Here is a 16,415-nt window from a genome sequence, read left to right as displayed (position 1 = left end):
GGTTACCTCTCGGATAGATTCAGCAGATCCGCGACGCGGACCGGCGCGTGAGTCTCCAGGGAGCGGTTCGCGGCGAGGCCGGTCAGCAGGGCGAACGCGCCGTCGCGGGCGGTCGCCGAGCGGGCCAGCGGGTCGGCCCGGCCGCCGAGCAGCACCCCGGTCATCCGGCTGTCGGCGCCGCCGTGCCCGCCACGGTCGTGCGGTTGCAGTTCGATCGCCTGCGGGGGCTTCCAGTAGGGCCGCAGCGTCAGCGTGACCCCGCCCTGCTCCGGCGGCACGTCGTCGCCGCGCTTGATCTCGCCGGTCGCCTCCGGGCTGACGTGGTCGCTCTCCACCACCTCCAGCTCGAGCCGGCCCTGGCTGCCGTTGACCATCAGCCGGTAGCCCTCCCAGGGCGCGTACGCCGTGAGGTGGTAGGTCATCGTGGCGCCGGTGTCGTAGCGGACCAGCACCGCCATGTCGTCCTCGATCGTCACGCCGGGGGCGAAGACGTTCTGGTCGCGGAAGTAGCCGTCCTCGGCCTCCGCGTCGAGATAGAGCTCCTTGAGCCGGGGGCTGGCCGCCAGGTCGATCGCGAACGGGTCGTCCTTCGCCTCCGCCGCGCCGTGGGCCCGCTCGTAGTCGCGGGCGTAGCCGTGGCGCTTGCCCTCGGGCCCGTACATGAAGAGGCGGCCCTGGGCGTAGACCTCGGCCGGTGCGGCGCCGAGCCACCAGTTGACCAGGTCGAAGTGGTGGCCGGACTTGTGCACGAGCAGGCCGCCCGAGTTGGCCTTGTCGCGGTGCCAGCGGCGGAAGTAGTCGGCGCCGTGCCGCACGTCGAGCAGCCACTCGAAGTGCACCGAGCCGATCTCGCCGACCGCGCCGCCGGCCAGCAGCGTGCGGACCACCTCGTGGACCGGGTTGAACCGGTAGTTGAAGGCAACTTGAACGTCGCGCCCGGTGCGCTCGACCGCGTCGAGGATGAGCCGGGCCGACTCGGCGTCGACGGTCATCGGCTTCTCGGTGATGACGTCGACGCCGGCCTCGAGCGCGGTCACGATGTGCCCGGCGTGGGTGCGGTCGACGCTGATCACCAGCAGTTGATCGACGCGTTGGTCGGCGAGCATCCGGGCGAGCTCGGACGCGGGGTAGGTGGGGACCGGCGAGGGCAGCCACCGGTTGTGGGCGTCCATCCGGGCCTGGTTGGTGTCGGCCAGCGCGACCAGCTCGACCCGGTCGGCATGGTCGCCGATCGCGCGCACCCACATCTCGGCCCGGTCCCCGGTGCCGACCACGGCGAGCCGTCGTCGTCTGTCTGCGGACAATGGGTCCTCCGCCCGGTAGCTGTATCCGGATCGTAACTACAAAGGTTTGCAGTGAAGTTAGGGGTCTCGATGATGAGGGGTCAATCAGGCGGCCCTGATTATCCAAGTTCGTCCAGTTTGACGCATCGGGTAAGCGTTTACCTGTCACCTGTTTGCAACGAATCGCCGTTGACATCGATGCAACCGCTTGCATTAATGGGGAACACCGCGTGACCGCCACCACACCGAATCCGAACGCAGACCGAGGAGGCCGGAGCGTGTCCGTCACCATTCGCGACGTCGCTCGGGCGTCCGGCGTGCACATCTCCACGGTGTCGCGCACGTTCTCGGCGCCCCACCTGGTCAACCCCAACACCCGCAGCCGCGTGCTGGCCTGCGCCGAGCAGCTGGGCTACCGGCCCAACCGGGCGGCCCGCGCGCTGATCACCGGCCGGACGTACAACATCGGCCTGATCGTGGCCGACATCGCCAACCCGTTCTTCCCCCCGCTCATCAAGGCCGCCGAGAGTCACGCCCGCAAGCGCGACCACCACATCTTCGTGGCCGACACGAACGAGGACCCGTTCGTCGAGGAAGAGGTCGTGCGGGCCCTGGCCAAGCAGGTCGACGGCGTGCTGCTGTGCAGCCCGCGCATGAGCAACACCCTGATCGAGCAGCTCAGCCGCGAGGTGCCGCTGGTCGTGGTCAACCGCCAGATCCCCGGCCTGCCGGCCGTGGTGATGGACGTGGCCCAGGGCGCCGGCCTGGCGATCGAGCACCTCACCGGCCTCGGCCACCGGCGGATCGCCCTGATCAGCGGCCCGCGCGGGTCGTGGACCAGCCGCGAGATCCGGCGCTCGGCCACCGCGTCGGCGCGGTCCGGCCGGGCCGAGCTGACCATCATCGGCCCCAACTCGCCGACCGAGAACGGCGGGCTGGCCCTGGCCGAGGACGTGCTGCGGGCCGGGGCCACCGCCGTGCTGGCCTACAACGACCTGATGGCCATCGGCCTGATCGAGGGCCTGCTGGCGGCCGGCGCCCGGGTGCCGCAGGACGTCAGCGTCGTCGGCATCGACGACATCATGCTCAGCCGTCTCACCCGTCCCAAGCTGACCACGGTGGCGACTCCCACCGCCGCCGCCGGTCGGGCGGCCGTCGACATGCTGCTCGCGCACGGCGACGACCGCCGCACCACCGCTCACGTTCATCTGCAGACCGAACTGGTCATCCGCGACTCGACCGGGCCGGGCCCGGATCCGCACAGCCCTGCGGACCCGGGCGACGCGCTCGCTCCGGCCACCGGTGGTGTCGCCTCCTAAAAAGGAGTCCGATCCATGTCTTCCCACGCCGGTACGGGTGCGAACGCGCCCGACCAACGTACCCCCGGTTTCCGTCCCACCCGTCGTCATCTGCTCGGAGCCATGGCGGCCGTGCCGTTCCTGGCCGCGACCGCGGCCTGCGGGGACGACGACTCGTCCGGCGGCTCGTCGTCCAAGACGACCGAGTTGTCGTTCTTCTGGTGGGGTGCCCAGGCGCGCGCCGACCTGACCGACCAGGCGCTCGCGCTTTACACCAAGAAGCACCCGAACGTGACGTTCAAGAAGACGTGGCAGGCCAACCAGGGCTACTTCGACAAGCTGGCCACCCTGGTCGCCGGCGGCAACGCGCCCGACATCTTCCAGATCGACGACAACTACATCGCCGAGTACTCCTCGCGGGGCATCACGCTCGACCTCACGCCCTACAAGGAGAGCAACAAGATCGACTTCTCCAAGTTCCCGGAGAGCCTCTGGAAGTACGGCCTGGTCGACAACAAGCTGGCCGGGATGGCGTTCGGCGAGAACACCCAGGGCCTGGTCTGGGACCAGTCGCTGCTCGACAAATACAAGCTGCAGCCGCCCAAGACCGGCATGAGCTGGGACGACTTCATCACCTGGGCGGTCGGCGTCTCCAAGACCGCCAAGATCCCGGGCACCATGGACCCGAGCGCGATCTACCAGGCGCTCTGGGTCTACCTGCGCCAGAACGGCGCCGACCTCTACAAGAACAACCAGCTCGGCTTCGACGAGTCGCACATCAACGCCTGGTTCTCGCTCTGGAAGGGCGCCCGCGCCAAGGGCGCGTGCCCGACCCCGGACGTCATTCACGAGGGCAACGCCACCGACATCAGCAAGCAGCTGGTCGTCACCGGCAAGGCCGACACCTCGTGGGTCTGGGTCAACCAGATGCCCGAGCTGAAGAAGAACACGAAGGACGAGCTCGGCGTCATGGCGTACCCGGGTGACCCGAGCGCGCAGTGGGCGCGGGCCTCGATGTACTTCTCCATCTTCCGCGGCTCGAAGAACAAGGACGCCGCCGCCGACGTACTCAACTTCCTGGCCAACGACCCCGACGCGGGCAAGATCCTGGGCACCGACCGCGGCCTGCCGTCCAACCTGGACGTCCGCAAGCTGGTCGCCGACACCACGACCGACCCCAACATGAAGCAGACCATCGCCGTGCAGACCGACCTCGGCACCAAGTTCGGCCCCAACTCGCCGACCGTCCCGCCGAAGGGCCACAGCAAGGTCAAGACGGAGCTGGTCCGCATCGCCGAGGAGGTCACGTTCGGCCGTCAGACGCCCGCTCAGGGCGCCACGGCGTTCGTGATCGCCGCCAAGGCCGCGATCGGGCAGAGCTGAGGGTGCCTGTGCTCACGGCGACGACGCCCGCGCCCCCGGTTCCCGCCGCTCAGCGGCGGGGCCGTGGGGCCCGCCGGCGGCGACAGGACGCGGCCAGCTACATCTTCCTCACGCCGTGGCTGCTCGGCCTGCTCGGCATCACGGCGATCCCGATGCTCATCTCGCTCTACCTGAGCTTCACCGACTACAGCCCGCTCGGCTCGCTGTCCGACGCCAACTGGATCGGGTTCGACAACTACCGGCGGATGTTCACCACCGACCCGTCCTACTGGCACGCGGTGCGGGTCACGGTGGAGTTCGCGGTCATCGCCGTACCGCTGAAGCTCGCCGCCGCCCTGGCGGTGGCGCTCCTGCTCAACCGCACCTTCCGCGGCATCGCGTGGTTCCGGGGTCTGTTCTATCTGCCGTCGCTGCTGGGCGGCAGCGTGGCGCTGGCGATCGTGTGGCGCAGCATGTTCAACCGGGAGGGCGCGTTCAACTCGCTCCTCTCGCTGTTCGGCATCCACGGGCAGCCATGGGTCAACGACCCGACCTTCGCCCTGGAAACCCTGATGCTGCTGGCGATCTGGCAGTTCGGCGCCCCGATGGTGATCTTCCTGGCCGGCCTCAAGCAGGTGCCGACCGAGCTCTACGAGGCGGCCTCGGTCGACGGGGCCGGCGCGTGGCGCAAGTTCCGCAACATCACGCTGCCCATGCTCTCGCCGGTCATCTTCTTCAACCTGGTGCTCGAGACGATCCACGGCTTCCAGGGCTTCACGTCGGCGTTCGTCGTCTCCGGCGGCACCGGCGGCCCGGTCGACTCGACGCTGATGTACACCCTGGACCTGTACATCAAGGGCTTCACCGAGCTGGACATGGGTTACGCGTCGGCGATGGCCTGGGTCTTCCTGGTCGTGGTCGGCCTCGTCACGGTCGTGCTGTTCAGCACCGGGCGCTTCTGGGTCCACTACTCCGACAGCGAGGCGAAATGATGCGCTCGAGGCTGCGTCTGCTCGTGCTGATCCTGATCCTCGCGGTGGTGCTCTATCCGCTGGTCTGGATGGTCGGCACGTCGTTCAAGTCGCCGCAGGAGATCGTCAGCAACATCGGCCTGATCCCGGACCACTGGACGCCCGGCAACTTCACGCTCGGCTGGACCAAATTCGACGTCGACTTCGGACGGTTCTTCCTCAACAGCGCGATGGTGGCGATCCTGACCGTGGTCGGCAACGTGCTCTCGTGCCTGCTCGCCGCGTACGCCTTGGGGCGGTTGAAGTTCCGTCTGCGCGGCATGTGGTTCGCGATCATGATCGGGACCCTGCTGCTCCCCGCGCACGTGCTGATCATTCCGCAGTACATCCTGTTCCGGACCCTGGGCTGGGTCGGCGGCTCCTGGCCCTACCTCCCGTTGCTGATACCGCATTTCCTGGCCACCGAGGCGTTCTTCGTCTTTCTGATGGTCCAGTTCATGCGCGGCATCCCGCGCGAACTCGACGAGGCGGCGGTCATCGACGGCGCCTCGCCCTACCGCGTCTTCCGGCACGTGATCCTGCCGCTCAGCCGGCCGGCGCTGGTCACCACCGCCATCTTCTCGGCCATCTGGACCTGGAACGACTTCTTCCGCCAGCTGGTCTACCTGTCCGACCTGAAGGACTACACCGCGCCGGTCGCGCTGACCCTGTTCATCGACTCGACCAGCGAGGCGTCGGTCGGGCCGATGTTCGCGATGTCGCTGGTGTCGCTGATCCCGGTGTTCCTGTTCTTCATCGCCTTCCAGCGCCTGCTGGTCGAAGGCATCAACACGAGCGGCCTGAAGGGGTGATCCCGTCGTGACCAGAGACTGGCGTGATTCGGTGCGGGCGGCCGCCGATCTGGCGATCCTCGGCTTCGTGGTCACGGTCGCTTCGCTTCCGCTCCTGACCGCGGGCGCCGCGGTGGGCACCGCTTCGGTCGCGGTGCGGCACTTCCAGGAGTACGAGACGTGGCCGCGCCTCTCCTCGCTGAGCGTGGCCTTCCGGGGCCGCCTCGTGCGCGGACTCTGGGCCGGTCCGGCATTTCTGGGCGGTCTCTTCTTCATCTGGCTCGATGTCCTCGGTCTGCGCCGGGGCGTCGTGCCAGGCGGCCCGGTGGTGCTGACCGCCGTCCTGGCCGTGGCGGTGCTGGCCCTCGGCTGGGCCGCCCTGGTCGCGGTTCTCGGCGGCCACCCACGGGACGCGTACGCCCTCGCCCTGTCGCGGCCGCCGCTGCTGCTCGCGGCGGTCGGTGTGGTGTTGGTCGCACTGACCCTGGCGCTGTTCGTGCACCCGGCGCTAGTTCCCCTGCTCGTGGGCTTCCTCCTCTACGCCCTACACGCGGTGACGGCCCGATTGCGATGAACTCCGCGGCCCCGGCGCCGTTGTTTCCCCCGTGACCAATCGTTCTTTCCGTTTCGGTGTCAGTCTCCTCAAGGTCGGCTCGCTCACCTCGTGGCAGTCGCGCGTCCGCGAGGCCGAGGACCTCGGCTACGACGTACTCCAGGTTCCCGACCACCTCGGCCTCGCCGCGCCGTTCCCGGCCCTGATCGCCGCGGCGGCGGTGAGCAACCTGACCGTCGGCCCGTACGTCCTCAACGCCGGCGTACTGACGTCGGCCTACCTGGCCCGCGAGGCCGCCGACACCTGGCGGCTCACCGGCGGCCGGCTCGAACTCGGGCTGGGCGCCGGCTACGTCGAGGCCGAGTTCGAGGCGGCCGGCGTACCGTTCGGAACGCCGGGCAGCCGCCTGCGCAAGCTGACGTCGGTGCTGACCGAGACCCGCGCCCTGCTGGACGCCGAGGACGACAAGCCCAACCCGCCGATCATGGTGGCCGGTGTCGGCGACCGGATCCTGGCCATGGCCGCCGCCTCCGCCGACATCATCAGCTTCCCGATCAACGTCGGGTTCGGCCCCGGCACCCCGGAGGAGGCCCTGGCGGCCCGGGTCGGCGTGGTCCGCGAGGCGGCGGGCGGCCGCGACATCGAACTGAACCTGTTCGTGGCCGGGGTCGGCGACACCCCCGACGAGATCGACCTCTCGGTGATCAGCAAGGCGACCGGCATGTCGAACGCCCAACTGGCCGAACTGCCCGGCGTCCTCGCCGGCTCACCGGCCCAGATCGCCGAGCGGCTGCTGCGCTACCGCGAGCAGTACGGCCTGTCGTACATCAGCGTGCTCGAGCCCCACATGGCGGCGTTCGCCAAGGTGATTGCGCTGCTGCGGTAATTTTCAATCGACCTCGACCAGGGCGAACGCCTCGGGGAAGTCGAGCAGGAACTCGCGGCGGTCCGGGTCTTCCTCCCGGGCCGCCCGCGCCTCGGCCATCTCGGCCAGGCGCAGCCGGTCGGCCGGAGACAGGTCGCCGAGCAGGTGCGCCACCCACTCCATCATGCGGACGGCGTCGTCCGGGTTCACCGCCTCGTCGTCGCTGAGCTCCAGGAACATCAGACAATCCAGCAGGGCCTCGACCACGATCTCCAGCACGCCGGTCACCCTAGTGGGGTCCCACCCGAACAGTCACCACGACCCTGGAGAACGCCACGTTGCCGACAGTCAAGATCCAGCGGATGGACGCGTCCCCTTCGTCGCGGCGGTGACCGTGACGGCCGACACACCGGCGCAGTTCATGCGCCGCTACGAGCGGGCCACCAACCAGCATGACTTCACCGTGCTGGCACCGCTGATCGCGCCGGACGCGGTGTACTGGTTCACCGACGGGTCCTATCGCGGCCGGGCGGCCATCGAGGAGGCGGTTTCCCGCACGTTCGCCGCCATCCGGGACGAGGTCTACGAGATCCACGACCTGGACTGGGTCACGGTCGGGGAGGAGTCGGCGGTCTGCCGCTACCGCTTCCACTGGACGGGCCTCGTCGACGGGAAGCCGGCCTCCGGCGAGGGCCGTGGCACCAACGTCCTGACGAGGCGCGACGGCCGCTGGCAGATCCTCCACGAACACCTGAGCCGATAGAGGGCCGGCCGCCGGCGGCCGAGGTCGTGGACGAGGAGGCCCATAGCGCGGCGTTCGCAGCGCGGGCCGCACCGCCGGATCGGCATGCGCGGCTCTTCGGCTCGTGCGATCTCGCCCAGGATCGGGCTCCGGCCGCCGGCCGCCTCGCGGATCAGCCCACGGAGCCGCTCCAGCGAGAGCCCGGCCGAGCCGGCCGGAAATACTTGTCCGTCGGCCATGCGGGCACTCGCGTGGAGTCGGGGAGTCTCTGGTAGACGGACGAGTGGCGGCGCAGCGCAGCCGCCGGGACGACGAGAGACCCGTTCAAGGCTCAGTGATTGCCTGGCGGTCGTCGCTTTTGCGCCATTGGGCGCGGGCCTACGTGATTCACGGTTTTTCAAGCGGTGCGCGGGTGCGCGACCACTACCGCCTCAACTCGATCTGGAACTTCTGGCTCGTTGTGCATTGCTCATTGGAGCGTGGGGCCGAGGCCGAAGCGGGATATGGCCAGGAACATGGTCAGCGCCAGGTAGGTCAGGTCGACCAGGACGTGGACGTATTCGCGGCGGCGGAGCACCACCACGGTGGCGCCGGTCATCAGGGCGGCCAGGCACGTGGCGGCGATCGGCACCAGCACCGGGGCGATGTGCAGCAGCGCCGGGAGGGTCAGGCCGGCGGCACCGAGGATTTCCAGGGTGCCGAGGAGTTTGATGAATCGGGGGGTGAAGTCCAGGGCCCAGCCGCCGCCCGGGGCCTTGGCGAGTTTCTCCCGGGGGATCAGCAGCTTGTTGAGGCCGGCGACCAGGAAAGCGGCGGCCAGCAGGGCGGCGACGGTCCAGAGGGCGGCGTTCATGACAGCGCCGCCAGGCGGGCCGGGTCGGAGACGCTGAGGATTTCGGTGATGTGGTCGCCGGTGACCGTGAAGGCGAGGACGCCGAGGAGTTTGCCGGTGTGCGACCACGCCATGAGGCCGGGCTCGCCGTTCACCACGACCGGGCGGGCATCCAGTGTGGACCGTGCGCCGCGCCGGATGCGGTCGGCCACGTCGGCCGCGCCGTGGTGGAGCGTCAGGCCGCGGGCGTTGTGGGAGCGGAGAATGACGTCCGGGTCAAGGACCTGAAGCAGGGCCTCGAAATCGCCGTCCCGGGCGGCCGCCATGAAGGCGTCGACGATCGCGCGCTGGCGGCGGCGTTCGACCGGTGGGGGTGGGGTGCCCCGCACCTTGTGGCGGGCTCGGCTGGCCAGCATCTTGGTGGCGTCGGCCGACTTGCCGAGCAGGCCGGCGATCTCGTCGAACGGGACGCCGAACGTGTCGTGCAGGACGAAGGCGAGGCGTTCGGCCGGTTTCAGGGTGTCGAGCACCACCAGCAGGGCCAGGCCGACCGAGTCGGCCAGGACCGTGTCGTCCTCGGGGGTCTGGGTGACGATGAGTTCCGGCCGGTCGGCCGACGGCCGGCGGGCCCGGAGCATGTCCAGGCAGATGCGGCCGACGACCGTGGTCAGCCAGGCCGGCAGGTTGTCGATGGAGGCCGGGTCGTGGCGGGTCAGGCGCAGCCAGGCCTCCTGGACGGCGTCCTCGGCGTCCGGGCGGGAGCCGAGGACGCGGTGGGCGAGCGCGGTCAGCCTCGGGCGCTGCCGGTCGAATTCCACGGCCAGGGGTGACGAGCCGATCATGAGCGAGCCTTCCTCGTGGGTTGCGTCGACGGTGTGACGCGCGAGCACGCGGAGAGGTAACAGCTCAGTCGAGTTCGTCGGCGAGCAGCTTCACCTCGGCGACGAACTCGGCCGACGCCCAGGCGCCGGTCGCGTCGAGGACGCGGTGCACGGCGGCCGGGCTGAGTTCCCACATCACGTGCAGGACCCGCTGTACGACCTCGCGTTCCATGCCGACCAGGAACATCACCGTGGTGAGCACCGCGACGCGGCGGTGCAGCTCCCAGAGAACGAGCGGGAAGTTGAGCGTGGAGACGGCGGGCAGGTTGTCGCGGTCGACGTCGGCCAGCACCCGCAGGAACTCGCCGACCGTCAGCTCGCGGAGGCGGCCGGCCACATCGTCGCCGAACGCACCCCACAGGCTGTCGAGCAGGTCGAGCCGTTCGTCGCCGCCCAGCGCGGCCGCCGGGACCTCGTCGAGGATCTCGGTGACCTCGGTGTGCCGGCCGACCGCCTGGACCATCGCGACCAGGACGGCCTCGGCCCAGGTGGGCGACTCGGTGGCGGACGCGGCGTCGGCCGCCCGCAGGAGCAGGTCGGCCAGGGCTTCCGGGCCGGCGGCCGGCTGCTCGCCCAGAGCCTGCACGGTGAGCAGCGTCAGCAGGGGCGAGCCGGGCGAGCGCAGGGCGGCCGCCAGTTCCTCGCGGCCCGAACCGGTCCAGCCCGCGACCACGGTGGCGAGCAGGCGCTCGTCGGATTCGCCGAACTCCAGCGTGGCGCGCATCAGGCCCTCGTCGATGCCGGCCTCGGCCTCGCCGGACAGCAGCCGGGCCGCCTCGCGCAGCGGATGGCCGTCGACCCGGGGCGCGACGGTCCAGGCGGCGAACCCGACCAGGTCGACCGCGTCGGCCCGCCGCTGCCGGTTCCAGTCGACCAGCCCGGCGTAGTAACGGAACAGGTCGGGGTCGGTTCCGCCCGGGCGGAAACCCAGGCCACGCAGGCAACGGGCGATGCCGCGGCGCCGATCGGGGTCGGCCGCCGCGAGCGTACGGCGTAGCTCGGGCACCGCCTCGACCCCGAGCCGCAGGCACTGACCCCACGCGCGTACGGCGACGGCGAACCGGACCCGCTCGTCGCCGTCGCGGGGCGACCAGCCGCTCTCGACCAGCTGCTCGGCGGCGGGCAGCCACAGGTCGGGTTCGTCGCCGCCGAGGGCCGCCCGCAGGGCCGCGCGACCGGACGGCCCGAGCCCGGCGAGCGTCGCCGCGGCGGCCTTGCGCACGCTGTCCGGCCCTTCGGCGAGCGCGTCGGCCAGGGCGTCGACCATCTCCTCACCACCGGAGTCTCCGACGGCCAGGGCGGCGGCGGACGCGGCCTCCTCCCGTACGTCTTCAGCCGCGTCACCCAGAGCGGCCACCAGCCGGGCCGGCGCGTCGGCACCCAGCCCGGCCGCCGCCCGGACCGCCGCCCGGCGCACCGCCCCCTCGGGATCGGCCAGCGCCGCGTCGATCTGGGCCCGGCCGGCCGTGTCGCCGAAGGCGGCGAACGCCGTCATCACCGCGGCCCGCACCCGGGGATCGTCGTCGGTCGCGTGCCGGGCCACCACCCCGGCCGAGCGCCGCGCCCCGATCTCGCCCAGCGAGATGATCGCGGCCGCGCGGACCCGGGGATCGTCGTCGTCGGCCAGATGCACCAGGTCGGCCTCGCGGGCCGGGCGGTCGACGTGACCGAGCGCGGTCGCCGCGGCCGCCCGCAGGCCCGGTTCGGCGTCGGATGTCCACTCGGCGAGGGTCCGGTAGGCCTCTTCGTCGTCGATGCCGGTCAGCGCCGACCAGGCGTGGGCCCGGGGGAGGCCGGGGGTGGTGCGCAGCATCGGGCGCAGCGCGGCGACCGCGCCGGGGCCGCCGATGCGGCCGAGCACGAACGCGATGCGGGCCTTGGCCTGTTCGTCGCTGGCCGACGCGAGACCCGAGACCAGGGCGGGGACCGCCTGCTCGCCGATGCGGGCGAGCCCGGTCAGCACCGGCTGGAAGGTGCGCCACTCGCCGGCGAACAGGTCGCTCATCGCCCGCTCGACGTGGCGGCGGACCGCGGCCGGGCCGGCGACGTAGCCGCGCCCGATCAGTTCGGCCGCGTCGGTCCAGTGCAGCTTGGCTAGGAAGTCGTCGGCCTGGGCGCTCAGGCCGCTCCACGAGAGCGCGGTCACCTGCCAGTGCGCGGTGTGGGCGCGGCACCAGGTCAGGAAGCCGTCGGCGCCGACGCCGGCGAACGCCTCGGCCAGGAAGTACGAGCGGAGCAGGTCGTGCTCGAAGCGGACGTATTCGCCGTCGTGTACGAGCAGGCCGGCCGCGACCGAGGCGGCGGGCAGGGCCTCCCCGACGAAGATCGACACGATCTGGGGCGGGGTGAGGTCGTCGCCCATCTCGTCCGGGTCCATCGCGCGGGCCAGCCGGACGTGCGCGTCGATGGCGTGCGACCAGGGCGGCATCGACGGCTCGTGGTGGCGCTGCTGCTCCCAGACCGTCTCGGCGAGCCGGGCCAGCAGGCGGCCGGCGCTCAGCGGCAGGCGCTCGCCCGGGTGCTGCTCGAAGAGGTAGAGCAGGGCGGTGAGCAGGTAGGGGTTGTGGGCCGGGCGGCACCGGGGGAGCTGGGCCACGAACTCGGCCGCCGGCTCGGCGCCGAGGCGGCGTTCGGCGATCTCGCGGACCTGGCTCGCCGTCAGTTCCCGCAGGGTGGCCCGGGCCAGGTCGCCGCCGAGGTCGAAGTGGTCGGGGCCGGGCGGCCGGGAGGTCAGCACGACCTGGGCCGGGCTGGCCTCGGAGAGCCACTCGGCGAGTTCCTTGAGGCGGGCCTCGGGGTGGGGTCCGAGCTCGTTGAGGCCGTCGAGCAGCAGCATCAGTTCTTCCGGCGGCCCTTGCGGGGCGATGAACTCGGCGAAGCTCTGACCGACCGGCCAGCGGGAGAGCGGGACGAGTGCCGGTCGCATCGTCGCCGACCGCCGGGCCAGCCAGCGGAGCGCGGTGCTTTTGCCTGATCCGGGGTCGCCGAGCAGCAACAATCGGGGGCGGACGGCGAGAATCCGCTCGAGGTCGTGGAGCGCGCGGGACTCACCGTCGACGTCGACCGGCACGTCGAAAGTCCAGTCGTCGCAGAAGGCGAGCTGGTCCGCCATGTGTGTCGTTCCCGTCGAAGACCTGACCGGCACGTCCGAGAAGAGAATGATCCAACGACGAGTGTGGGGCACTCATCCGGACGGTTCAACCTGGCACGGGCTCAGCATAGGCTGAGTCGGGCGGGATAGAACGATCTTGGGAGCGGCGTTGACTGAGCGGATAACCAACTGGGCCGGAAATGTCGTGTTCGGGGCGAAGAGCGTGCACCGGCCGACCTCGGTCGACGAGGTTCGGCGGCTGGTCTCCTCCGGTGGGCCTCTGCGGGTGCTCGGGAGTGGGCACTCGTTCAACCGGATGGCCGACACCACCGGAGGCCTGATCTCGCTGGCTTCCCTGCCGCGGGTTTTCGAGATCAGCGCCAACCGCCGCAGCGTGCGCGTCGACGGCGGGGTGCGCTACGGCGAGCTGGCCCCCCTCCTGCAGGCTGAGGGGCTGGCCCTGCACAACACGGCCTCGCTGCCGCACATCTCGGTGGCCGGCGCGATCGCCACCGCGACCCACGGGTCGGGCGTGCTCAACGCGAACCTGGCGACCGCGGTGTCATCGATCGAGTTGGTGACGGGCACCGGCGAGCTCGTCACGCTGAATCGTGATAAGCCGGACTTCTCGGGTGCGGTGGTGCATCTCGGAGCGCTGGGCGTGATCACCGCGCTGACGCTGGACGTGCAGCCCACCTTCGACATCCGGCAATACGTCTACGACGACATTCCGCGGGCGTCGATCGCCGACTCGCTGCTCGACATGCTGGCCGACGGCTACAGCGTCAGCCTGTTCACCGACTGGACCGGGCTCGACGCCAACATGGCCTGGCTCAAGCGGCGGGCCGACGACCCGATGAGCGGCGACTGGTTCGGCGCGCACCCGGCCGACGGGCCGCGGCACCCGGTGCCCGGCATGCCGGCGGCCAACAGCACCGAGCAGGGCGGGGTGCCCGGCCCCTGGCACGCGCGGCTGCCGCACTTCCGCATGGAGTTCACGCCCTCGGCCGGCGAGGAGCTGCAGTCGGAATTCCACGTCGCCCGGTCCGACGCCCCGGCGGCGATCGACGCGATCGCCACGATCCGGGCCGAAGTGGCACCGGTGCTGCAGGTCTGCGAGATCCGGTCGATCGCGGCCGACGACCTGTGGCTGAGCCCCAACTACGAGCGCGACAGCGTGGCCCTGCACTTCACCTGGATCGCGGACACCGACGCCGTGCTCCCGGTGGTCGGGGCGGTCCAGGAACAGCTCGCTCCGCTCGCTGCCCGACCCCATTGGGGCAAGGTCTTCACGACCGCTCCGGCCGATTTGCGTACGCTGTTTCCCCGCCTCACCGACTTTGCGGCCCTCGCCGCTTCCTTCGACCCGGCCGGCGTTTTCCGCAACGAGTGGCTGGACGCTGTCCTGGGCCTCGACGCCTGAGTGTTCGCTGAGGGCGTGCGTCGTTTCACGTCCCGCGGGACCAGATTTGTCACACGGGAGGAGTAACTTTCCTCCATGCCCGCCGATGCGCCGCCGAACAACTCCAGCCGGTCGAGCGACCGCCCCGCCGGCCCGCCACCCTGGCGGGTCGAGGGCGCGCCGCCCGGCCACGGGTCCGACAGCCCGAAGAAGCCGCGGCCGGCCTGGATGCGCTTCGGGTGGATGCTGGTGCTGCTCCTCGCGGTCAACTGGATCATCTCGTCGTTCCTGCTGGCGCCGCCGGCCCGCACCCCGGTGTCCTACACGTTCTTCACCACCCAGGTGACGGCCGACAACGTCTCCGAGATCACCTCGACCGGCGACACCATCGAGGGCACCTTCCGCAAAAAGACGTCCTATACGCCGAGCGGCGAGAAGAAGGCCGAAGACGTCGACCGGTTCAAGACCCAGCGGCCGTCGTTCGCCGACGACCGGCTCTTCGCCGAGCTGCAGGCCAACAACGTGCCGGTCAACGCCAACCCGCCCGACGCGCCCGCCCCCATCTGGCAGCAGCTGCTGGTCGGCTTCGGCCCGACGATCCTGCTCGTCGGCCTGCTGGTCTGGGTCAGCCGGCGGATGGCGGCGGGCCTCGGCGGCGGCGGTGGGCTCGGCGGCTTCGGCCGGTCGCGGGCCAAGCTCTACCAACCCGAGTCCGGCCCGCGCACGACGTTCGCCGACGTGGCCGGCATCGAAGAGGTCGAGCAGGAGGTCACCGAGATCGTCGACTTCCTGCGCGAGCCGGAAAAATACCGCAAGCTCGGCGCGCAGATCCCGCACGGCGTGCTGCTGTCCGGCCCGCCCGGCACCGGCAAGACGCTGCTGGCCCGCGCGGTCGCCGGCGAGGCCCAGGTGCCGTTCTTCTCGATCTCGGCGTCCGAGTTCATCGAGATGATCGTCGGCGTCGGCGCCTCCCGCGTCCGCGACCTGTTCGACCAGGCGAAAAAGGTCGCCCCGTCGATCATCTTCATCGACGAGCTCGACGCAATCGGCCGGGCCCGCGGCGGCGCCCAGTCCCTCGGCGGCAACGACGAGCGCGAGCAGACGCTCAACCAGATCCTCACCGAGATGGACGGCTTCACCGGCAGCGAGGGCGTGGTCGTGCTGGCCGCGACCAACCGGGCCGAGATCCTCGACTCGGCGCTGCTGCGGCCCGGCCGCTTCGACCGCCGCGTCACCGTCAGCCCGCCCGACCTGGTCGGCCGGCGCAAGATCCTCGAGGTGCACACCCGGGGCGTCCCGGTCGCGCCCGGCGTGCGGCTCGAAGACCTCGCCTCGGCCACCCCCGGCATGGTCGGCGCCGACCTGAAAAACCTGGTCAACGAGGCCGCCCTGCTGGCCGCCCGGCGCGGGCACACCCAGGTCGAGACGCCCGACTTCACCGACGCCCTCGAAAAGATCATGCTGGGCACGGTCCGCGGCATCATGCTGACCTCCGAAGAGAAGGAGCGCACCGCGTTCCACGAATCCGGCCACGCGCTGCTCGGCATGCTCACCCCCGGCGCCGACCCGGTCCGCAAAATCTCGATCATCCCGCGCGGCCAGGCGCTCGGCGTCACGTTCCAGTCCCCGTCCACCGATCGTTACGGCTACTCGGCCAAATACCTGCGCGGCCGCATCATCGGGGCGCTCGGCGGGCGGGCGGCCGAAGAAGTCGTGTTCGGCGACATGACCACCGGCGCCGAGAGCGACCTCGACCAGGTCAGCAACATCGCCCGCCAGATGGTCGGGCGCTGGGGCATGTCCGAGGCGATCGGGCCGGTCACGGTGCTGCCGCCGCCGGGGCAGGAGTCGCCGCTCGGGCTCGACGGGGTGGCGCCGGCTACCAAGGAACTGATCGACGCCGAGGTTCGTAAAATCGTCGACTCGTGTTATGCGGAGGCGATTGAATTGCTCCGCGGGCATCGGCCGCAGCTCAATCAGTTGGCGCATCGGTTGCTGGAGTCCGAGACGCTCGATGAGGACGATGCTTACGCTGCGGCTGGGATTGACCGGGATACCGCTCCGGGGGCTGTTGCCCGGGGTGAGGCTCCTGGGCATAATCCTGCTCCTGGTCTTCCGGCTGCTCCGGTGGCTGGGCAGTCGGCTTCGTCCTAAGTTTTTCGCTGTCCTTTTACTTGCGGTGGGACGGGATTCGGGGCGAGGGTGACCAAGAGCGAGGTAAAGCATCTAGTTCGATAGTGGTGACCCACGCCCCGAATCCCGTGCAGGGTTTTTGTGAGGAGGGTTGGGCGTTTATGGTGGTTGG

General features: G+C 70.5%; 14 protein-coding genes. 9 read left to right on the top strand and 5 right to left on the bottom strand.

Annotated features, from left to right (window positions below):
* Window positions 1-2: 2 nt before the first annotated feature.
* Window positions 3-1,304 (bottom strand): Gfo/Idh/MocA family oxidoreductase, encoded by a 1,302-nt coding sequence (locus AB0M88_RS36525; protein WP_364110399.1) that lies wholly within the window; start codon window positions 1,302-1,304, stop codon window positions 3-5.
* A 257-nt stretch (window positions 1,305-1,561) separates the two neighbouring features.
* Between AB0M88_RS36525 and AB0M88_RS36520 the strand changes: the two genes are divergently transcribed.
* The 6 genes from AB0M88_RS36520 to AB0M88_RS36495 all read left to right on the top strand — a co-directional run bounded on the left by AB0M88_RS36520 (window position 1,562) and on the right by AB0M88_RS36495 (window position 7,183).
* On the top strand, window positions 1,562-2,602 hold the full coding sequence (locus AB0M88_RS36520) for a LacI family DNA-binding transcriptional regulator (RefSeq protein ID WP_364110398.1): 1,041 nt from the start codon (window positions 1,562-1,564) through the stop codon (window positions 2,600-2,602).
* A 102-nt stretch (window positions 2,603-2,704) separates the two neighbouring features.
* Window positions 2,705-3,964: an extracellular solute-binding protein gene (locus AB0M88_RS36515; RefSeq protein WP_364110421.1), complete on the top strand. Its 1,260-nt coding sequence runs from the start codon at window positions 2,705-2,707 to the stop codon at window positions 3,962-3,964.
* Between the two features lie 8 nt (window positions 3,965-3,972).
* Entirely contained in the window at window positions 3,973-4,935 is a 963-nt protein-coding gene (locus AB0M88_RS36510; RefSeq protein WP_364110420.1) for a sugar ABC transporter permease, read from the top strand.
* Window positions 4,935-5,765: a carbohydrate ABC transporter permease gene (locus tag AB0M88_RS36505; protein ID WP_364110419.1), complete on the top strand. Its 831-nt coding sequence runs from the start codon at window positions 4,935-4,937 to the stop codon at window positions 5,763-5,765. Before AB0M88_RS36510 ends, AB0M88_RS36505 begins: the two co-directional genes overlap by 1 nt.
* 7 nt (window positions 5,766-5,772) lie before the next feature.
* Entirely contained in the window at window positions 5,773-6,318 is a 546-nt protein-coding gene (locus AB0M88_RS36500; RefSeq protein ID WP_364110397.1) for a hypothetical protein, read from the top strand.
* 31 nt (window positions 6,319-6,349) lie between these two features.
* A complete protein-coding gene (locus AB0M88_RS36495; protein WP_364110396.1) occupies window positions 6,350-7,183 on the top strand; it encodes a TIGR03621 family F420-dependent LLM class oxidoreductase in 834 nt (277 codons plus the stop codon).
* A 3-nt stretch (window positions 7,184-7,186) separates the two neighbouring features.
* Here the strand turns inward: AB0M88_RS36495 and AB0M88_RS36490 are convergent, their stop codons facing one another.
* Window positions 7,187-7,441, bottom strand: coding sequence for a hypothetical protein (locus tag AB0M88_RS36490; RefSeq protein ID WP_364110395.1), 255 nt, complete (start codon window positions 7,439-7,441; stop codon window positions 7,187-7,189).
* Window positions 7,442-7,550: 109 nt separating this feature from the next.
* On the opposite strand from AB0M88_RS36490, the gene AB0M88_RS36485 reads away from it, so the two are divergent.
* Window positions 7,551-7,925 (top strand): nuclear transport factor 2 family protein, encoded by a 375-nt coding sequence (locus AB0M88_RS36485; protein ID WP_364110394.1) that lies wholly within the window; start codon window positions 7,551-7,553, stop codon window positions 7,923-7,925.
* Window positions 7,926-8,373: 448 nt separating this feature from the next.
* Here AB0M88_RS36485 and AB0M88_RS36480 read toward each other — a convergent pair whose 3' ends face one another.
* The 3 genes from AB0M88_RS36480 to AB0M88_RS36470 are packed head-to-tail and all read right to left on the bottom strand — an operon-like array spanning window position 8,374 to window position 12,729.
* Window positions 8,374-8,757 carry a DoxX family protein gene (locus AB0M88_RS36480; RefSeq protein ID WP_364110393.1) on the bottom strand — a complete coding sequence of 128 codons (384 nt, stop codon included), beginning with the start codon at window positions 8,755-8,757 and terminating at the stop codon, window positions 8,374-8,376.
* Window positions 8,754-9,626 carry a sigma-70 family RNA polymerase sigma factor gene (locus AB0M88_RS36475; protein WP_364110392.1) on the bottom strand — a complete coding sequence of 291 codons (873 nt, stop codon included), beginning with the start codon at window positions 9,624-9,626 and terminating at the stop codon, window positions 8,754-8,756. The genes AB0M88_RS36480 and AB0M88_RS36475 overlap by 4 nt, the downstream gene beginning before the upstream one ends.
* Window positions 9,627-9,642: 16 nt before the next feature.
* Window positions 9,643-12,729 carry a HEAT repeat domain-containing protein gene (locus AB0M88_RS36470; protein WP_364110391.1) on the bottom strand — a complete coding sequence of 1,029 codons (3,087 nt, stop codon included), beginning with the start codon at window positions 12,727-12,729 and terminating at the stop codon, window positions 9,643-9,645.
* 148 nt (window positions 12,730-12,877) lie between these two features.
* On the opposite strand from AB0M88_RS36470, the gene AB0M88_RS36465 reads away from it, so the two are divergent.
* Both AB0M88_RS36465 and ftsH read left to right on the top strand, forming a co-directional pair.
* Window positions 12,878-14,131 (top strand): FAD-binding protein, encoded by a 1,254-nt coding sequence (locus tag AB0M88_RS36465; RefSeq protein ID WP_364110390.1) that lies wholly within the window; start codon window positions 12,878-12,880, stop codon window positions 14,129-14,131.
* Window positions 14,132-14,206: 75 nt separating this feature from the next.
* On the top strand, window positions 14,207-16,264 hold the full coding sequence (gene ftsH / locus AB0M88_RS36460) for an ATP-dependent zinc metalloprotease FtsH (RefSeq protein ID WP_364110389.1): 2,058 nt from the start codon (window positions 14,207-14,209) through the stop codon (window positions 16,262-16,264).
* Window positions 16,265-16,415 lie beyond the last annotated feature (151 nt).

This window comes from Actinoplanes sp. NPDC051411, assembly GCF_040682075.1.
Classification (GTDB): Bacteria; Actinomycetota; Actinomycetes; order Mycobacteriales; family Micromonosporaceae; genus Actinoplanes.
Note: the sequence above shows the minus strand (reverse complement) of the source record. Positions and strands in the feature narration are given on the sequence as shown.